15 protein-coding genes are annotated in these 19,359 nt (G+C 35.9%); 13 read left to right on the top strand and 2 right to left on the bottom strand.

Annotation, left to right across the window (positions count from 1 at the left end; genetic code table 11):
• Positions 1–15: 15 nt before the first annotated feature.
• The 7 genes from IGL56_RS10305 to elrE all read left to right on the top strand — a co-directional run bounded on the left by IGL56_RS10305 (position 16) and on the right by elrE (position 9,619).
• Positions 16–3,213: a DEAD/DEAH box helicase gene (locus IGL56_RS10305; RefSeq protein ID WP_002356465.1), complete on the top strand. Its 3,198-nt coding sequence runs from the start codon at positions 16–18 to the stop codon at positions 3,211–3,213.
• A 67-nt stretch (positions 3,214–3,280) separates the two neighbouring features.
• The gene (elrR, locus tag IGL56_RS10300) at positions 3,281–4,186 is read left to right on the top strand and encodes an Rgg family transcriptional regulator ElrR (protein WP_065813805.1); all 906 of its coding nucleotides are present in this window, start codon (positions 3,281–3,283) and stop codon (positions 4,184–4,186) included.
• A gap of 189 nt (positions 4,187–4,375) precedes the next feature.
• The gene (elrA, locus tag IGL56_RS10295) at positions 4,376–6,547 is read left to right on the top strand and encodes an enterococcal leucine-rich protein ElrA (protein WP_226094773.1); all 2,172 of its coding nucleotides are present in this window, start codon (positions 4,376–4,378) and stop codon (positions 6,545–6,547) included.
• 3 nt (positions 6,548–6,550) lie between these two features.
• Positions 6,551–6,919 carry an LPXTG anchor domain-containing protein ElrB gene (gene elrB / locus IGL56_RS10290; RefSeq protein ID WP_002356469.1) on the top strand — a complete coding sequence of 123 codons (369 nt, stop codon included), beginning with the start codon at positions 6,551–6,553 and terminating at the stop codon, positions 6,917–6,919.
• A 1-nt stretch (position 6,920) separates the two neighbouring features.
• Entirely contained in the window at positions 6,921–7,703 is a 783-nt protein-coding gene (gene elrC / locus IGL56_RS10285) for a WxL domain-containing protein ElrC (protein WP_002385709.1), read from the top strand.
• A 39-nt stretch (positions 7,704–7,742) separates the two neighbouring features.
• Positions 7,743–8,519 (top strand): WxL domain-containing protein ElrD, encoded by a 777-nt coding sequence (elrD, locus tag IGL56_RS10280; protein WP_002362542.1) that lies wholly within the window; start codon positions 7,743–7,745, stop codon positions 8,517–8,519.
• Positions 8,520–8,593: 74 nt separating this feature from the next.
• Positions 8,594–9,619, top strand: a complete 1,026-nt coding sequence (gene elrE, locus IGL56_RS10275; protein WP_002362291.1) for a transmembrane protein ElrE — start codon at positions 8,594–8,596, stop codon at positions 9,617–9,619.
• Positions 9,620–9,655: 36 nt separating this feature from the next.
• On the opposite strand, the gene IGL56_RS10270 is transcribed toward elrE, so the two are convergent.
• On the bottom strand, positions 9,656–10,369 hold the full coding sequence (locus IGL56_RS10270; RefSeq protein ID WP_002356474.1) for an HAD family hydrolase: 714 nt from the start codon (positions 10,367–10,369) through the stop codon (positions 9,656–9,658).
• 327 nt (positions 10,370–10,696) lie between these two features.
• Here IGL56_RS10270 and IGL56_RS10265 point away from each other — a divergent pair, with 327 nt between their 5' ends.
• A complete protein-coding gene (locus IGL56_RS10265) occupies positions 10,697–12,412 on the top strand; it encodes an ABC transporter ATP-binding protein (protein ID WP_174117492.1) in 1,716 nt (571 codons plus the stop codon).
• A gap of 43 nt (positions 12,413–12,455) precedes the next feature.
• Here the strand turns inward: IGL56_RS10265 and trpS are convergent, their stop codons facing one another.
• The gene (gene trpS, locus IGL56_RS10260; protein ID WP_002356476.1) at positions 12,456–13,466 is read right to left on the bottom strand and encodes a tryptophan--tRNA ligase; all 1,011 of its coding nucleotides are present in this window, start codon (positions 13,464–13,466) and stop codon (positions 12,456–12,458) included.
• A 359-nt stretch (positions 13,467–13,825) separates the two neighbouring features.
• Between trpS and spxA the strand changes: the two genes are divergently transcribed.
• From spxA to IGL56_RS10235, 5 genes are all read left to right on the top strand, one after another.
• A complete protein-coding gene (gene spxA / locus IGL56_RS10255) occupies positions 13,826–14,224 on the top strand; it encodes a transcriptional regulator SpxA (protein WP_002356477.1) in 399 nt (132 codons plus the stop codon).
• Positions 14,225–14,566: 342 nt separating this feature from the next.
• The gene (locus IGL56_RS10250) at positions 14,567–15,229 is read left to right on the top strand and encodes an adaptor protein MecA (RefSeq protein WP_002356478.1); all 663 of its coding nucleotides are present in this window, start codon (positions 14,567–14,569) and stop codon (positions 15,227–15,229) included.
• Positions 15,230–15,317: 88 nt separating this feature from the next.
• The gene (locus tag IGL56_RS10245) at positions 15,318–16,496 is read left to right on the top strand and encodes a competence protein CoiA (protein WP_002356479.1); all 1,179 of its coding nucleotides are present in this window, start codon (positions 15,318–15,320) and stop codon (positions 16,494–16,496) included.
• Between the two features lie 47 nt (positions 16,497–16,543).
• Positions 16,544–18,355 (top strand): oligoendopeptidase F, encoded by a 1,812-nt coding sequence (pepF, locus tag IGL56_RS10240; protein ID WP_002356480.1) that lies wholly within the window; start codon positions 16,544–16,546, stop codon positions 18,353–18,355.
• Positions 18,356–18,545: 190 nt separating this feature from the next.
• Positions 18,546–19,265, top strand: coding sequence for a helix-turn-helix transcriptional regulator (locus IGL56_RS10235; protein ID WP_002356481.1), 720 nt, complete (start codon positions 18,546–18,548; stop codon positions 19,263–19,265).
• Positions 19,266–19,359: the final 94 nt, after the last annotated feature.

The following is a 19,359-nucleotide window of genomic DNA, read 5'->3' as shown; positions in this document are numbered from 1 at the left end:
AGAGGAGGTGAGTCGATGAAATGGAGTATTCCAGAGCGAATCGTTGAACAAGGACGCGAATATATGCAAGAAGGCCGGGTCTTATCTATCGTTCAAAATCCAGAAAAAAGGATCTGGTTGTCTGAGGTTTTAGGGGAAGAACTTTATCTTGTTGAATTGGATGGTACCGCCAAAGAACAAGATGTTTGTGAATGTCAATATTGGATGGAACATGGCTATTGCAAGCATACAGTGGCAGTTGAACTGGCACTGAAACAACGAGGCGTGTCAAGAATTATTCAAGCGAATCAAACAGTCAGTTTTGAGAAAACAAATCGATCAACAGCTGAAATGTTTACCAAAGGCTTTGCCAAATTAAGCAAAGCTTCTGCCGAAGTTCCCTTGCAGCCTTTACGTTTAGAATTTCATTTAGATGTGATCGAAACGAATAATTACTATCCAGAATTATCAACGATTGGTCTTTCTTTAAAAATTGGTTTGGAAGGCACCAAACCTAAAACATATATTGTGAAAAATATTGGTGATTTTTTACAAGCATATGAAAAAGAAATGACCTTTATGGTGAATAAACAACACCAATTTACTTTGCTACATGATTCTTTTTCAATGGAGATTCAAGAAATTTTAACAGAACTTGCGGCAATTTATCATACCAGCCAATTATTAGGTGCAAACGGTATTCAAGTTAAAGGGAAAATCGACAAACGTTATCTATTATTACCAATTGATCGCAGTCAATCGTTAGTTGAAAAAATGAATCGAACGGGTCAGTTTATATTGACCAATCAAACTCATAAGTATCGCTATCTAACGTTCAAAGAAACCAGTTTGCCACTTACGTTTACAGTGCAAAAAACCGAGGAACAAAGCTTCAAATTAACTATTCAGAATCCTATTACAACGTTTCTAGCCCACTATCACTGGGCGATTGCGGATCAAACGGTTTATTTACTAACAGAAGAGCAGGAAGCCATCTACACCACGTTACTTCAATTAATGAAACGCTTGGAAGAGCCGTCAATTATTTATGAAAAAGAAACAGTTTCTGATTTATTTAGTGAAGTGTTACCATTATTGGAAAAAATTGGTCGAGTGTCTGTTGAAGAATCAGTTGAAGAATTAGTCGTCCATCATCCTTTAAAAGCAGTCTTTATTTTTAAGAAAATTAAAGGTCGGATTAACGCTCGGATTGACTATCACTATGGAGAAGTCATTTTCTCGACAAACCCGAAATATGCTCAATTACCTGAAGTCAATCAAGAAATCGTTCGAGATAAAGCAAAAGAAACAGCAATTAAGCAACAATTTCAACAGTTTGCCTATCAGCAAACAACCACAGGCTTTGAAAAAGTCTTACCTGCTGGAGAGTCCTTGTATTATTTCTTTAAAGCCGAAGTTCCAGCTTTCCGTCAATTAGGAGAAGTTCGGATGGGACGGAAATTACGGGAATTGTATTTAGATGCCCAGCACCATCAACCAACGATTGAAGTTGCGGAAGGGGATTCTTGGTTAGATATTCGGTTTGATGTCACTGGCATTGATGAAACCGAAATCGATGCAGTATTGACTAGTCTGCTACGTAATGATGCTTTTTATACGTTAAAAAGTGGTGAAATTCTTGCTTTTGACTCAGAGGAATTTTTCCATACAAGTGCAATTTTAACGAAGCTACGAAAAAATATGCATCAAGAAGACAATGTCATTCATGTGCCCAAAAATCAAGGCCTCATGATCGAAAGTTTATTAGAAGACAACGAGCGAGCACATTTTTCAGATTCCTTTAAAAAAATGGTCACGGATTTAACGCATCCAGAAAACTTTGAAGCGCAAGTCCCCAAATCCTTACAAGCAACGTTACGCCATTACCAAGAAACAGGTTATAAATGGCTGAAAATGCTTAGCCATTATCAATTTGGCGGTATTTTAGCTGATGAAATGGGTTTAGGGAAGACACTGCAAACCATTACCTATTTACTTTCGGAAAAAGAAGAAGAGCGCTTGAAAGGGACAGCTTTGATTGTCGCTCCTGCAAGTTTAACCTATAACTGGTTAGCCGAAGTCAAACGTTTTGCGCCAACCTTAAATGTTCAAGTGGTTTCTGGCAATCGCCAAGAACGAGCAGCGCTTTTACAAAATAGCACCGAAGATATTCTGATTACATCTTATGCAAGTATGCGACAAGATGTTCAGCTTTATCAGGAAATGCGTGTCGGCTATTTGATTCTAGATGAGGCCCAAATGGTTAAAAATAGTGGGACTAAAACAGCGCAAGCCTTAAAAAGTTTAAAAGTACCACAACGTTTTGCATTAAGTGGCACACCAATTGAAAATAATTTAGATGAACTGTGGTCAATTTTTCAAATGATCTTACCGGGATTGTTCCCAGGCAAAAAAGCCTTTCGAGAAATTAAGCCGGAAGAAATTGCAAAAATGATTCAACCATTCATTTTACGACGAGACAAGAAAACGGTGCTCGCAGACTTACCAGAAAAAATTGAAAATAATATGTACAGTGTCTTAACAGAAGAACAAAAAACGGTTTATTTGGCCTATCTAAAACAAATGCAAGCAGATGTTAGTCAAATGGATCAGGCGACCTTCAAGAAAAATCGCATGAGTATTTTAGCAGGCTTGACCCGTTTACGACAAATCTGTTGCGATCCGCGTTTGTTTATTGAGGATTACACGGGAGGTTCTGGCAAAGTGGAACAAGTCAAAGACTTTTTAGTGGCTGCCAAAGAAAACAATCGTCGTGTCCTATTATTTTCTCAGTTCACAAGCATGCTTTCTATCTTAGAAAAAGAATTGAATGAATTAGGCTTAGAGACGTTTTATTTACGAGGAAGTACGAAGCCTCAAGATCGGTTAACGATGGCGAATGCCTTCAATGAAGGAGAAAAAGATGTCTTCTTAATTTCATTGAAAGCAGGGGGAACCGGACTAAATTTAACTGGTGCAGATACAGTTATTTTATACGATTTATGGTGGAATCCCGCAGTCGAAGAACAAGCGGCTGGTCGGGCACACCGCATGGGACAAAAAAAGGTTGTTGAAGTGTGGCGGATGATTGCAGAAGGAACGGTTGAAGAAAAAATGAATTCCTTACAGCAAGAGAAACGCGAGCTGTTCCAAAAAGTGATTCAAGGAAATGAAGAGCAATTAGCGAAAATGACGGAAGAAGATATTCGCACAATTTTAAGCATTGGAGAATAGCCGTTCAACTTAGTTGCTATCTTATTTAAAGAGAAATGGAGTAATTCGTTTGAAACAAAAAGAATATATGGAATATCGGCCGCTAGGTGAAGAAATTGAACGGATTCGTAAAGGAAAAAATATTCCTCTGCGTGTCTTTGATGAAAATGGTGTTTCTAGTCGAAGTTATCAACGCTTTGTCCAAGGAAATAGTGAATTGCGTATTTCGGATTTAGCCATTATTGTCGAAATCTTGTCTATTTCGCCGATAGAAATGACAGAAAAATTAACGCCAATGTCCAAAACAGTTTTAGCTAAGGAGCAGTTTAATCAAGCAATCTTTAGTAAAAATTTTCAAGAAAGTAGTCGAATCGTTGCAGATTATCGGGCGTATTATGAGAAATCGTCTTTTGCTTTAGGAAAGCAAGAAGTAATGTATTCGATGTTGGCGTTGGAATATCTTTTTAACCCTCAAACGGTTGTGACAAAAGAGGAAATTATTGCATTAGAAAATCAGATTCTGGAACGATTAATTAATGCCGATGTGTATACTATTTTTAATTTGAAATTTTTAGCATTACAAAAAAACGTTGGCTTGCAGCCGTTTCCAACTTCGTTACTTTTTCGTGTACTACAATCTGTCAATGAGCGGGAAATTATTGATATTCGCTCGCTAGAAATTATCGAGCAAGTAATTATTGATTTTTTATTTGCGGCGATTGTCAGCCAAAATGTTCCCCATATTCTTCATGTATTAAGCATGTTTAAAGAATATGAAGTGGGTGAAAATAACTGGCGAATGATCCTCTGGAAAAAAATAGCAGAAAAAATAGAAATGATTTTAACCAATGAAGAAATATTCGCAGATTGGTCAATCTTTAAAGAACAGATCCTTTTATCTATCACATTGTTTTTACCAAAAGCCAAACAAGAATTTTTTGCTGGGCAATTGGAAAAAATAGAGGATAGTTTAAAAGAAATAAAAGAAAACTAGGCATAATTGAGAATTTGTCATAATACATTCTGGTTGTGTTTAGCGACAAAGAGCGCCAAATAGGGGTAGAAAACCCTATTTGGCGCTCTTTGTCTTGTCTATACAAATTAATTTGGACAGTTTGTCGTAATTGAACCCATTTTCAGTTGATATTCACTATAATTAAGAAAATATCAGGAGGTGAAGTTTATGAAAAAAATGTGCATCTCCGCAGTTAGTGCCTTACTTTTGGCTAATAGTTTATTACTTCCTGTAACAACTTTCGCCGAAATGACCGAAACAATCGCATCCTCCAGTGAAGAAAATGTTTCATCTGTTTCAGAAGAAAAGATTCCAGAAACTTCATCGGCAGAAGAGCAAAATTCAGCAACCAGTAGTTCGGAGATTCCCCAATCAGAAGAGTTAACGACTGTTGAAACAAGTGAAGAGCCGCCAAATGAAGCACTAGCGATAACGGAAGCACAACTGATGATGCCCCAATTATACGCAGGTGCTGTCTTAGATAAAGCGACGCCTATCAGTACACTATTTCCTGATCCAGCCTTTGCGGAAAATATCAGAAAACAGTTAAGCAAATCTCGGACCTCTAATACTGTCACCCAAGCAGAATTGGATAAACTGAATAAAGTTATTTTAGAAAATGTCGTTGTTTCTAATGTGGAAGGAGTTCAATACCTAAGAAACTTAGAAGAATTATCTTTTCAAGATTCACTCAATGTAACAGATTTGAGTCCTTTTGCTAAAGGTGAATTTAAGCTATTACGTTTTTTATATATGAGAAACAATAAAATAGCTGATCTTAGTCCGTTAGGTCAAGCAGGATTAATTAATTTAGAAGGCTTGTATGTTGAGAACAATCAATTAACGACATTAAATGGACTTGAAGGAATGGCTGCTTTAAAAAATTTAAGTATCCAAAATACGACAGATCATCCGTCAAAAATCACGCCGAATAATCGAGTAACTTCCTTCGACCCGCTTCGTTCTCTTCGTAATTTAGAAACCATTTGGGCTGCCAATAATCAGATTGCTACTTTAGATGGGCTTACGGAAGCAAATAACCTACTCCGTCTTTATGTGGAAAATAATCAATTAAAAACAATTGCGCCCTTGGCGAATAAGCCACGTCTAGAAGAGTTGAGTATTATGAATCAAACGATTGCTAGTCTGGAAGCTTTAAGCACTGTTCCTAATCTGCGTGTACTGTATGCAAGAAACAATCAAATTTCTTCCTTGGCACCGTTAGAGAAAACACTCAATCTAACAGTTTTAGATGTGGGAGAAAATCAAATTTCAGATATCAGTCCGTTAAAAGGCTTAACGGCCATTACAGGGCTAGATGTATCTAATCAAATGATTATCTTATCTTCTGTCGATTATATTGCTGGGAAACCACTACAATTAAAAAATAAGGTGGTATCTCGTGATGGTCAACTATTTCCACCGCTGACGATTAGCCCTTATGGAAGTTACGATGCCACAAAAGGACTGTTTGAATGGAATTTACCCAAAGCTCATGAAGGCGTTTCTTATATCTGGGAATCAACAGATAAAGCATACTTAGGTAACTTTTCTGGAACAGTCGTCCAACCTGTCAAAGAAGTTTTCTTAAGTGAAACGAAACTATCTTGGTCAAAAGAGCGTATAGAAAAGTCGATGGAAAAAACAATCGATATTGATGACTTTCAAAAAACAGCCCTGCCTTTTTATTGGCAAGATGTCGATGCTGGGAATAGATTACAATTTATTGTCAAAAAAGAGGGCCAAGAAATCCAGAAATTAGCAGATGAAACAACCACTAATTCTAAAACATTTAAGGAAAAAGCCTTGTTATTACCAGAACTAACTTATGGAAAACAGCAGTTGGTCGTGGAAGTCTATGATAAAGGCTACAAGATTGATGAATTAGCGCTAACAGTCACTGTGGTTGGCTCTGTCAGGTTCAAAACGGTACCCACAGCGATTTCCTTTGGGAATGAGCTGCAAATCGCTAGTAGCACGACCCAATATCCAATTGTTTCCATGGATCAACCATTAGTGATACGGGATACTCGTCAAACAGGGAATAATTGGTCGCTTGCACTAACCGTTACTTCTGATTTCAAATCTGAATCAGGTGCTACGTTGCCGAATATTTTAAAATTTAGAACCAACCATCGCTTACAGGACATTCCAGAAGGCCAATCGATTCTTGTTCACAACCAAGTCAATGGACATCAAGAAACAAATATTTCTGATCAATGGAAAGAAAATGACCAAGAGTTGTTATTATCTGTTCCTGGAGGGACGGCCAAAGCAGAAGAATACGAAGCAAAACTAACTTGGCACTTGATGGACGTACCTGATGGCAGTGCAAAATAGGGGGTGAGTCTTATCAAAAAAATAGTTAGCGGTGTATTGCTATTAGGATTGATTTCATCAGTTGATGTATTTGCTGAAACAAATGCCTATCCGACAAATGCAGAAGTTTCTTTTTATGGCGAGTATGAACCACCAGCCAACAAAGAAAAACCAGATGGTAAGATACCACAGCGTTTCCCCAAGCAATCGGAAGCAATACCAGCAGTGAGTGGAGAATCATTGAAGCATTCAACAAGTAAAACGGTTGATCAAAAAGGCTCAGGCTTCTTACCTCGAACTGGTACTAAACAGCAACAAATGTTTAATTATCTCGGAATAATAGTCATCTTTATGGCTAGTTTTATTTTAAAAAAAAGAAAGAAGGAACAATAAAATGAAAAAAATTATCTTAGCAACAATCCCCGCTATCACTTTAGGCGTGGCTATTGCACCAGAAGTGAATGCAGAAGAAAAAAACTATGAATCAAATGCTATCGTTGAATTTACACCGGATGCCTCTATCAACAAACCAGTCGATCCAGTGAATCCAGATACCGAAAAACCTGTTGAACCCTTTGACCCAACGACACCAGACACAGGCAATAAGCCAAATGAAGGAACAACTGGTCCACTAAGTATCGATTATGCTTCTAGTTTAGACTTTGGCAAAAATAAAATTTCAAATAAAGATGAAAAATATTATGCAAATCCACAATACTTTTTCTTGGCAGACGGTTCTGGTCCTGATTTGACTAATCCTAAACCAAATTATGTACAAATTTCCGACAAACGCGGAACGAATGCCGGTTGGGCCTTAACAGTTAAACAAGAAACACAATTAACAGCGACAAAAGAAACATTAAATAAAGTTTTAGACGGTTCAGAAATTAAATTAAGTCAAAACAAAGCAGTGTCTAATTCCAAAGCAGTCACACCAACTGCGCATGAAGTAACTTTAGTAGCTGGCGATTCATCAAATGTGATGTCTGCCGCTGAAGGTCAAGGTTCTGGAACTTGGCTTAGTGCGTTCGGTGGGATTGAAAAAGTGGAAGTTGACGGTGAAAGCGTAGATAAAAATACAGCGATCACATTAACTGTACCAGGAGCAACACCAAAAGATGCTGTTCAATACAAAACTGTTTTAACATGGACAATCGCTGATTTACCAAGCGTATAATTATTGAAACTATAACAATAGAAGAGAAGGAGCACTAACATGAAAAAAATGACCATCGCAAGCAGCTTAATTTTAGCAACCATCGCGGTAGGCACACTACCAGTTCAAGCAGAGGAAGTGGCTAATCGCGACACAGATGCTATTGTAAAATTTAAAGCACCAGATGAAAAAGATCCCAACAGCAAAAATCCTGTAGTGGATCCAGAAGACAAAGACGGCAAAGATCCTGTGACACCTATCGACCCAGTAAATCCTGACAAACCAGTTGATGAAGGTTCTACAGGTCCCTTAACCTTGGATTATGCTTCAAGTTTAAACTTTGGTGAAAATATCATCAGCACAAAAGATGAAATCTATTTTGCATCAGCACAAGTTTTAAAAGATAAAAATAATGTTGAAAAAACGGGCCCATTATTTGCTCAAATTACAGATAATCGTGGAACTTTAGAAGGCTGGACTTTATCTGCAAAACAAAATTCTGCATTTACTTCTGCTACAAAAGGTCAGACACTTGAAGGAACTGAAATTGTCTTTCAAAATGCTTCAGCTGTGACAGCAGGACAAAGCGCTGCACCAACAAGTTTAGCGAGCGTAACTTTTGGTACAGTGGGTGAAAGTCATAACGTGATGGTAGCCGCAACAGATCAAGGTGCCGGAAAATGGTCATACTTATACGGCAATGCTAGTTCAATTGCTGAAGTTGACGGCCGTCAAGTAATGAAAGATGTTCAATTAAAAGTGCCAGGTAAATCAGTTAAATTAAACGATGCCTACAAAACAACAATTACTTGGACATTAGCTAATACGCCAGTATAAAAAGAACCTTTTTGGAGAAAGGAAGAGGGGAACTCAGCCTTTCTCCTTTACATAGAAATGGAGTGTAGAGCGAAATGAAAAATAGATATTTTATTCTGATGATCCTAAGTTTTTATTTCTTTGCTTTTGGGATTGAAACCTCAGCAGCAGAATTACGATTTAGTGTTGAAACAGAAATTCCAGAAAACCAAATAGATAAAACAAAAACATATTTTGATTTAATGATGAAACCAGACCAAGAACAAATTTTGAAAGTTCGAGCGGCCAATAGTACAGATGAAAATTTAGTGATTGATGTTAGTGTGAAGTCGGCCACAACAAACAGCAACGGAGTGATTGAATATGGTGAGTCGTTGACAGCTTTAGATAAATCTGCACCAGCAGATTTATCAGAAATCATTCAACTGAAAGACGGCGGTGAGAGTGTTGAATTGCCTGCTAAAAGTGAAAAAGTAGTTGAATTGCGAGTGAAGATGCCTAAAGAAGAGTTTTCAGGGCAACTAGCGGGCGGGATCACGTTTAGTGAAAAAGTCGATGAAACGAAAGACAAGCAAAAAGAAAATACAAACGGCTTAGCAATTGAAAATCGCTATGCCTATACAGTAGCTGTTTTACTTCGAGAAAATGAAACAGTTGTACAACCAGAATTGTCTTTAGAGAAAGTTGAACCGACGCAAAGAAATGCGCGCAGTGTTATTTCTGCAACACTGTTAAACCATGAAGCAGCCTATCTTCAATCAATGAAAGTAACGGCAAATGTTAAAAATAAGAAAACAAATAACGTTATTTTAGAGAAAGAACAAGAAGATATGCAAATGGCGCCCAATTCAATTTTTAATTTCCCTATTCCGTATGAAGAAAATGAAATGGAAGCTGGAACGTATGTATTGGCAATGACTGTGGAAGGCTCAGGAAAAAAATGGCAATTTACGAAAGAATTTACAATCTCAAAAGAGGAAGCAAAAACATTTAATGAGAAAGATGTAACCGTCAAAAAAACGGAATCTAAACTTATTTATCTCTTAATCGGTTTATTGCTCCTTTTACTGATAATCTGCCTGTTCATCATTTTACGTCTGAAAAAACAAAAAAATAAATAAAAAAAAGCCGTTCTTCAATTTGAAGAGCGGCTTTTTTTAAAGATTAAATAATTTCTCCACAGTCGGACAAAGTTCGGTGAAACAAGTGACTTCTGCAAGGTGTGATGCAGGTTGGCAACTTGGTAGTTCACGAGAGCGGTGGTTAAACCAAAGAGAATGCCAGCCACCATTACGTGCGCCTACAATATCATTGTCATAACTATCACCAACATATAAAGTATGTTCAGGTTCCATACAAAATTGATTACAGGCTAAATCAAAAATTTCCTTTTCAGGTTTTTGAAAACCCGTACTTTGAGAAATAATGATATTTTGGCTTGGAACCCATTTTTCAAGATTCAATTGTTTAACTTTTTTAAATTGATGGTCTGTTGGACCATTTGTAATAATCCCCATCGGAATTTCTTTCTCTTGTAAAGTATCAAGAAGCTTAGTAACTTCTGGATGCATCGTAATATTATCCAATTCTTCTTCATAAACTTGTTGGAAAATTTTTCCTTCTTCTTGTGAAATTCCTGGATAGTTTAGATCCTTTAATGTTTCATTCATCCGGAAAAACCGCATGAAATCTAGGGACCATTCATTGGCTAAAACTTTCGGAAACGTTTCATCGCTGTGGTGTCTAAAACGAAGATACAATTCATGCATATCCTCTGTCGCAACGTTTGGGAAAATTTTAGTCATCGCATTTCGAAAGGGTTGTTGCTGATCGTACAGCGTGTCATCAACATCAAAAACAATGGTTCTCATTTAACAAGTGCACCTCTTAACTTTTTTACAAAACTTTTCATATGTTATATTGTAGCCGATATTTTCACAAATAAATAGAGTATTTTTCACTGTATTTCAAGGTTTTGTACAGAAATCAAAGCCTTGTGGGAAAAGACAATTATAGTTATTTTTACCGAAAAAATGGAAACGATAAATGAAAAAATATTCTGATAATGAAAAGTTTGTGAAAATGATTTTGAGTCAAAGTTACTTAAATAACACATGTTCTGATATAAGTTAGAATTTTGCAAGAGACAGTCTTTTTCCGTATAATGAATGAGAATGAAGGGGGAGAGTTAGGGAGTTATGTTAAAGCGTTTTTTTGGGTATTATCGGCCGTATCGTCGATTATTTATTTTGGATTTTGGGTGTGCCGTTTTTGCGGGGCTGTTAGAGTTGGCTTTTCCAGTAGCAGTCAACCAAGTAATTGATAAGATTATGCCAAAAGGAGATTTTCGCCTCATTGCATTAGCTAGTGCGGGCTTATTTGCATTTTATATAATCAATACGTTTTTACAATTTATTGTGGTTTATTTTGGTCATATGTTAGGCGTGAATATTGAAACAGATATGCGTGAAGAATTATATCAACATCTGCAAACACAACCGTTTGAGTATTATGATAATCAAAAAACAGGGAAATTAATGAGCCGTTTGACCACTGATCTTTTTGAAATTTCGGAAGTGGCGCATCATGGTCCAGAAGACGTCTTTATTACGATTATGACGTTAGCAGGTTCTTTTTTATTAATGTTAACCATTCACGTGAAATTAGCCATCGCTACGTTTATTTTATTGCCATTTATCACGATTGCGCTAGGCTATTTTAATAAAAAAATGACAAAAGCGAATACGGATATTTACGATAATTTAGGTGAATTTAATGCTGGGATTGAAGCGTCAGTAAGTGGGATACGTGTCACGCAATCTTTTGCAAATGAACCATTTGAACGAAAACAGTTTAATTATTTAAATCAAATGTATCGAAAATCGAAATTATATTTTTATAAGGTGATGGGTTTCAGTTCCGCCTATAATTACTTATTAATTCGTCTGATAAATTTATTTTCATTAATTTTTGGTGCGTACTATACAATTAAAGGAGAAATTACAGAAGGTCAGTTTGTAGGATTTATTTTATTAGCCAATATTTTTATTCGGCCGATTGAAAAAGTCAACAATATGATTGAAAGCTATCCCAAAGGATTTGCTGGCTTTAAACGTTTTACGGAAGAAATGGACAAACAACCGTCCATCAAAGATTTGCCAGGAGCTGTTGCTGTTTCACATTTAGAAGGAACGATTGCCTATAAAGATGTTTCATTTGCTTATGAAGATGGCACAAAAGTTTTAGACCATATCAATTTAAAAATTCAACCTGGTGAAACCGTTGCTTTCGTTGGCCAAAGTGGTTCAGGAAAAACGACCTTGTGCAATCTGTTGCCTCGTTTTTATGAAGTTAGTAGTGGTGAAATTACGATTGACGGTAGAAATATCCAGCAAATGACCTTGGCTTCATTACGTAAGCAGATTGGAATTGTTCAACAAGATGTGTTTTTATTCCCTGGAACATTACGAGAAAATATTGCTTATGGGAATTTAAATGCTACAGAAATAGACATTCAACAAGCGGTGAAATTAGCACATTTAGAACATGTAATTCAGCTAATGCCAGATGGCTTGGACACAATTATTGGCGAACGTGGCGTGAAATTATCGGGCGGTCAAAAGCAGCGAGTGGCAATTGCGCGAATGTTCTTGAAGAACCCGCCGATTTTAATTCTAGATGAAGCGACTTCTGCATTAGATACAGAAACAGAGCAAGTGATTCAAGAGTCATTAAACTCGTTAGCTAACGGGCGAACAACATTAATTATTGCCCACAGACTGGCAACGATTAAACATGCTGATCGAATAATCGTAGTGAGTGACCAAGGAATTTTAGAAGATGGAACACATGAAACTTTGTACGCGCAAAGAGGTCACTATCGTCGGCTGTACGATGCTCAATTTAGAACATAAAAAAACCCGCGAATAAAACTTCGCGGGTTTTTATTATGTTTAGTTAGCGCCGAACTTTTCTTCCCAAACCAACAGCATTTTTCATTCGTTGAAGTGTTTTGTTGGCTACCAGGCGAGCGTTTTCTGCGCCCTCATCTAAAATCATATCTAATTCTTCTGAAGCTAGAAGCTCTTGGTAGCGCACTTGAATAGGTTCTAATAAGGCAACTACTGCTTCTGCTAAATCTGCTTTGAAGTCTCCATAGCCTTTGCCTTCGTATGCTTGAACAAGTTCCTCAACAGTTTGACCTGTCGCAGCAGAATAAATATTTAGTAAGTTAGTAATGCCAGGCTTTTCTTCTTTATTATATTCAATTACACCAGTTGAATCAGTTACAGCAGAGCGGATTTTTTTGCGAATCACTGCTGGCTCATCAAGCATTGAAATAAAGCCCTTCACATTTGTATCGGACTTACTCATCTTTTTCGTTGGTTCCTGTAAGCTCATAATTCGACTACCTTGCTCAGCGATTTTTACTTCAGGCATCGTTAAAATTTCTTGATTTTTTTGGGCATAACGTTTATTGAAGCGTTCCACAAAATCACGTGTTAATTCTAAGTGTTGTTTTTGATCATCTCCGACTGGCACTAAGTCAGCGTTGTACAACACGATATCACCAACCATTAATGGAGGGTATGTTAAAAGACCAGCGCTTACGCCAGCACGACCATTTTTTTGAGATTTATCTTTAAATTGTGTCATTCGCTCTAACTCACCAATAGAAGTATTGCACTGAATGATCCAACCAGCTTCTGCATGGGCACTCACTTCAGACTGTATGAAAATTGTTGCTTTTTGTGGGTCTAAACCAACCGCTAGGTAAAGAGCTGCTAAGCTACGAATTTGCTGGCGTAGCTTTTGCGGTTCTTGGGGAACGGTAATGGCATGTTCATCCACAATACAAAAATAACAATTATATTCATTTTGTAATTCGATAAATTGTTTCATCGCACCAATGTAATTTCCGATTGTCGGAGTACCACTGGGCTGAATACCAGAAAAAATTGTTTTCATTAAATAACCACCTGACTTTAGACTTAAGATAGTGAATAGTTCTATTATACATTTTATTAGAAAAAAATACATGGGAACTTCTTGAAAAATCACCAAGAGAAGTAAATTATAACAGCAACCATAAAAATAGAAAACTGTATTACTTTTTTACAGAATCATAACGAATATCCATAAAATTTCATAAAAATTAACCCTAATTTTACACGGATGTAATGAAGGAAAAATAAACAAAGTTAATAAAAAATGTTTAAAAACCCCTAGTATTTTTATTAGAAATTAGGTATACTGGTTTTAAATAGAGGAACAGTACAGTTCCCTGTTTCAGAAACGCGATGATTCGCGAAAAGGAGTGATGCACAATGTTGACACTTTATACTTCCCCAAGTTGCACGTCATGTCGTAAGGCTAGAGCCTGGTTGCAAGAGCACGAAATTCCTTTTAAAGAAAGAAATATTTTTTCTGAACCTTTAAATATTGAGGAATTAAAAGCAATTTTAATCATGACAGAAGATGGAACAGAAGAGATTATCTCTACTCGCTCTAAAGTTTTCCAAAAATTAAATATGGATTTGGACGAGCTTCCACTTCAAGATTTATTAGAGTTGGTTCAAGAAAACCCTGGATTGTTGCGTCGGCCAATTATGATTGATGAGAAAAGATTACAAGTCGGTTTTAACGAAGATGAAATTCGCCGATTCTTACCAAGAGATGTTCGACAACTGGAATTGCGCCAAGCACAATTAATGGCAGGTTTATAAAAAATATAAAATTTTGTTCTTTATTTGTTAATTGTAATAAAGAACGATTCATATGAATTTAGGGCCAGGGATTTTTATCTCTGGCTTTTTAATACATATTTAGAACTTGTATTCATTTGATTTGGCAGAACGTGGTCAAGGAAAAATAGTATCTTTTTTGGAGAGACTGCGTTAAGATGAAGAGGTAGAAGGAGCGAAAAACCAATCGTTAAAAAAGTTCAAAGTTTATAAAACGTTCGCTAGTTTTCGAGGATTTACAGACTTTCCACTTTACTTTTGTGTAGTTTTCGCTACAATGAACGTAAGAAGTTTCCTGATTGAAGCAAAGAGAGGTGTAGCGCTATGGAAATGGAACATATTAATGAAAATACGATTCGTGTGTTAATTGGCAACGAAGACCTGGCGGATAGAGGGATTACTTTTCTTGACTTACTAGGAAACCACAAAGATGTTGAAAATTTCTTTTATAGTATTTTAGAAGAAGTTGATGTCGAAGATGAATTCCAAGGCAGTGAAGCAGTCACTTTCCAAGTCTTGCCTAAAAATGATGGTTTAGAACTGTTTATTAGTAAAAATGTCGCTATGGACGACTTGTCTTCCTTAGAAGGTCTGAGCGAAGTCAATGCAGATGTTAGCGAATTAATTCGCAAACAAATTGAAGCAGACAAAGCAGCCGCCGATGAACTTGATGAGATGGAAGCCACAGATGAAACAAACAGAAATGTAATCTTTGAATTAGATAATTTTGAAGCGATGATCCAATTATCCAAAGAAGTCTTCATGCAATCTGTTTTGACTAACTTATACACGTACAACGATCGTTATTACTTACAAGTTTTGTTCTTAACCGATGAATTAGAAAAAACAAATGTTGACAATGAAATTGCACAAATTTTAGAATTTGCTCATAAAACAACTGTCACTCAGGATACTTTAGTCGAATATGGCACTTGTATTATGGAACGCAGTGCGTTGGAATTAACACGTTATTACTTTAATGATTAAGCAAAAAAGCAAAAACTTTCGAGTTTTTGCTTTTTTTTTGATGAAAATTAAGAAACTTTGCGTAGTTTATTTATGAGAGGTGAAAATCATGTTAACAGCTTTAACGGCAGACAACCAAGAGTTATTTTCTTTAATCGATTGCTCGATTGATGAATTAACACAGATACGAAGCGAACAAGCTTTTGTGTGTCCAATGTGTCATCAATCGGTCATTTTGAAGGCAGGCCCCATTAAAATACCCCATTTTGCTCATCGTAAAAAGAATAGTTGTTGGTACGAAGCAGAAGCTGAAACAGAAGAACACCTCCGCTTGAAGCAGCTTTTTGCGGAAAAGTGTTTACGCGAAAAGCTGTCTTTTCAAGTTGAGGCATACTTACCCGCCTTGAAGCAACGCCCAGATTTACTCATTGGGAAGATAGCCATTGAAATTCAATGTAGTCCATTGCCAATTAAACGTTTGGTGGAACGGACGGAGACTTATCAAACTCATGGCTATCAAGTTGTTTGGATTTTAGGTGAACGATTAGTGCCTAAAGACAAGCTCACGCAATTAACGAAACAATTCCTTTATTTTTCGGAGTCCTTGGGATTTTATTTATGGTCGGCCAATAAGAAACAAGAACGAATAGAGTTACTTTGTCATATTGAAGAGAGTCAATGTCAACAATTTTATAGAAGAAAACAATCATGGGATTTTTACGAAAAAAAATTACTAGAAATCTTCCGACTCCCGACCGCTAATTTAAATTTACTGCCAGATAGACGGCACACTGGCCAATTGATGCATGATTATTATCAAAAATTGACTCAACAACTTGGTTACAGAAATGCTCAGTTGCTTAGGACACAGAGCTTTTTATATACGAAAGGTTGTCACCTTCTCCAGTTACCTCCTTGGTTTTACTATCCTGGATTGAAGCTATTACCTTCTTCTGAAGAAGATATTCATTTAAAAATGCTTGTTTGGGAAGCACTAAAAACCAAAGAAGGGCGTTTAGTGACCAAACAGGAACTATGGCGTATCTTGGAAGCTGTTTTTTTTAAAGAAGGGAACTTTGTTTGGCAACCGCTACCGAATATTGGCTTAAAAAAGCTTTTTAAAATTGTGGGAAATAACTTATTGAGATGGTTACAAGAATGTTATGTGTTAATTAAAGTAAACAATAAGTACCTAATAACTAGTATTTTCCTAAGAGAAGATCCTGAAAAGCTCATTCATTGGCTAAAAAAAGTGAAAAAACAACATTTTTTTAGTCACACGTGTTAAATTATGATAGTATAATGAGTAAAACGTTTCTTAAAGGAGAGTAAACTATGAGCGAAATTAAACAATTACCAACACGTGATGAAGTTCCAACTCCATTAACTTGGGATTTAACCAAAATTTTTAAAGATGATGCTGCTTTTGATGTTGCGTATAATCAGTTGACAGAAGAGCTAAATCAAGCAGAATCATTTAAAGGAACCTTAGGGAATGGTGCAGAAGCTTTTCTAGCTGCGTTAGAATACGTTTTAGATGTCTATAGAAAAGTGGAAACATTATATGTCTATTCTCATTTAAAAAATGATCAAGACACTACAAATACAGCTTACCAAGCTTTATATGCCAGAGCTAGTTCTTTATATGCACAAGTTAGTGAAGCTGTTTCTTGGTTTGATCCAGAGGTTTTAACATTAAGTGATGAACAAATTTGGGGATATTTTGAAGAGCAGCCGAAATTAGCTGTTTATCGTCACTATATTCAAAATATTTTAGATGAACGTCCCCATGTTTTATCGATGGAACAAGAAGCTTTACTGGCGGGGGCTAGTGAAATTTTTGGTGCCTCAAGTAATACATTTTCAATTTTAAATAATGCAGACTTAGAATTTCCAACTGTGCAAAATGCTGAAGGCGAAACGATTCAACTTTCTCATGGCGTTTATGGTCAATTAATGGAAAGTGTCGATCCATCTGTTCGTGAAGCAGCATTTAAAGGGTTGTACAAAGTGTACAAACAATTTAGAAATACATTAGCCTCAACTTTAGGTGCACATGTTAAAACACATAATTATAAAGCAAAAATTAGAAATTATGATTCTGCTCGGGCAGCCTCTTTAGCAAGTAATCATATCCCTGAAAGTGTTCACGAAACATTAGTAGCTGTAGTAAATAAACATTTACCTTTGCTACATCGTTATGTAAAATTAAGAAAAAAATTATTAAACGTAGAAGAATTACACATGTACGACTTGTATGCGCCTTTGCTAGGTGAAGCACCAATTCGTTACAGCTATGAAGAAGCAAAAGAAAAAGCAATTGAGGCTTTAAAACCACTAGGTGAAGACTATTTATCTATTGTTAAAGAAGCTTTTTCAAGTCGCTGGATTGATGTGATTGAAAATCAAGGAAAACGAAGCGGCGCATATTCTTCAGGAGCTTATGATACAGCCCCATACATTTTAATGAATTGGCATGATAGTTTGGATCAACTATTTACATTAGTCCATGAGATGGGCCATAGTGTTCATAGTTACTATACAAGAAATAATCAGCCGTATGTTTATGGCGACTATTCAATTTTCTTAGCTGAGATTGCTTCAACCACAAATGAAAATATTTTAACAGAATATTTATTACAAACAGAAACAGATCCTAAAGTACGTGCGTATGTCTTAAATCACTATTTAGACGGCTTTAAGGGAACCATTTTCCGTCAAACGCAATTTGCGGAATTTGAACATTTTATTCACACGGAAGATGCTAAAGGCACGCCATTAACGAGTGAATATTTGAGTGAGTATTATGGCGAGCTCAATGCTAAATATTATGGACCAGAAGTAGTTAGAGACGAAGAAATCAGTTACGAATGGGCGAGAATTCCACATTTTTATTACAATTACTATGTTTATCAATATGCAACTGGCTTCTCAGCCGCTTCGGCATTGTCTAAACATATTTTAGCTGGAGAAGAGGGAGCTTTAGAGAACTATCTTAACTACTTGAAAGCAGGAAGTAGTGACTTCCCAATTGAAGTGATGAAAAAAGCGGGCGTGGATATGACACAAGCCGCGTATATCGAAGATGCAATGAAAGTTTTTGAAGAACGTTTAACGGAATTAGAAGCTTTGGTTGAAAAATTATAAGTCGTAACTTCTTAGTAAACATAAAATATAAACCTGGTTTTACACAGAATAGTAAATATATCTGTGTAAAACCAGGTTTAGTTATATAATTAAATAGATTGTTGCTGTTATATAAAAGAAAGCAAAGATTCTTTGCTTTCTTTTATATCAAGCTTCTATTATCTTTAGAGTAATAAAAGGAGGTTTTTTTTTGAACATAGGGAATTCATTAAAAATGAGAAGAAATGAATTAGGATTGACACAATCAGAGGTTGCTGAGAAATTATACGTTACTAGGCAAACAATTTCTAACTGGGAGAATAATAAATCATATCCTAATATTGATTGTTTAATTGAACTAAGTAATCTTTATGAAATGACCTTGGATCGATTATTGAAGGAGGACAATACGATGGTGGAGAAACTTTCGAAAGATATTAGAGAGGGACAGAAGTACAAAAAATTATTTTTAATATTATTAATTATAGTACTATGTATAGGTGGATATTTTACTATTTTACAACTTCGTCTGAATAATTTTTATAGCGGTGTCAAAGAATGGAATCAAAATGGTCAAACTTATAATTTAATAGAAGATAACATTCAATATCATGTGGTTAAAATTGATAATTATAATCTGTTTACAATTCCAGAAGAATTGGAATTAATGAGTTCGTATATCTCTGAAAACGAAAAGTTTAATATGTATTATAGCGGTGATGATTCGAATATAAAAATTTACTGGACAACAGGAGCATTAAATGGGTTAGAGTTATCTTTTGATAAAGAATTCATCTTTGACAATGTAAATCAAAGAAATAAATTTTCTTATGAGATTCAGGAATTAATAAATAAAAATTTAGATAAGGATAAAAAAGAACTAACCATATTATATAAGCAGACTAAAAATAAATGGGAAGAAATAAATTAGCTTGTGTTAAACCGAATAAAATTTCCTCGATTTTTTGAGTTAGTATCGGCGAGTATTGTCTGATAGCGTTCCAAGAGGTTAGTCGATGAACTGA

This window comes from Enterococcus sp. DIV1316a (assembly GCF_050536915.1).
Lineage (GTDB): Bacteria > Bacillota > Bacilli > Lactobacillales > Enterococcaceae > Enterococcus > Enterococcus faecalis.
The sequence above is the reverse complement of the archived record's forward strand: the minus strand, read 5'-3'. Positions and strand labels throughout refer to the sequence as shown.

Excerpts from the sequence above, each read along its gene's own strand:
- trpS (WP_002356476.1), bottom strand. The coding sequence starts at position 13,466 with ATGAAAACAATTTTTTCTGGTATTCAGCCCAGTGGTACTCCGACAATC.
- pepF (WP_002356480.1), top strand. The coding sequence starts at position 16,544 with ATGAGCGAAATTAAACAATTACCAACACGTGATGAAGTTCCAACTCCA.
- elrR (WP_065813805.1), top strand. The coding sequence starts at position 3,281 with ATGGAATATCGGCCGCTAGGTGAAGAAATTGAACGGATTCGTAAAGGA.
- IGL56_RS10245 (WP_002356479.1), top strand. The coding sequence starts at position 15,318 with ATGTTAACAGCTTTAACGGCAGACAACCAAGAGTTATTTTCTTTAATC.
- spxA (WP_002356477.1), top strand. The coding sequence starts at position 13,826 with ATGTTGACACTTTATACTTCCCCAAGTTGCACGTCATGTCGTAAGGCT.
- IGL56_RS10250 (WP_002356478.1), top strand. The coding sequence starts at position 14,567 with ATGGAAATGGAACATATTAATGAAAATACGATTCGTGTGTTAATTGGC.
- IGL56_RS10270 (WP_002356474.1), bottom strand. The coding sequence starts at position 10,369 with ATGAGAACCATTGTTTTTGATGTTGATGACACGCTGTACGATCAGCAA.
- elrC (WP_002385709.1), top strand. The coding sequence starts at position 6,921 with ATGAAAAAAATTATCTTAGCAACAATCCCCGCTATCACTTTAGGCGTG.
- IGL56_RS10265 (WP_174117492.1), top strand. The coding sequence starts at position 10,697 with ATGTTAAAGCGTTTTTTTGGGTATTATCGGCCGTATCGTCGATTATTT.
- elrD (WP_002362542.1), top strand. The coding sequence starts at position 7,743 with ATGAAAAAAATGACCATCGCAAGCAGCTTAATTTTAGCAACCATCGCG.
- IGL56_RS10305 (WP_002356465.1), top strand. The coding sequence starts at position 16 with ATGAAATGGAGTATTCCAGAGCGAATCGTTGAACAAGGACGCGAATAT.
- elrA (WP_226094773.1), top strand. The coding sequence starts at position 4,376 with ATGAAAAAAATGTGCATCTCCGCAGTTAGTGCCTTACTTTTGGCTAAT.
- elrE (WP_002362291.1), top strand. The coding sequence starts at position 8,594 with ATGAAAAATAGATATTTTATTCTGATGATCCTAAGTTTTTATTTCTTT.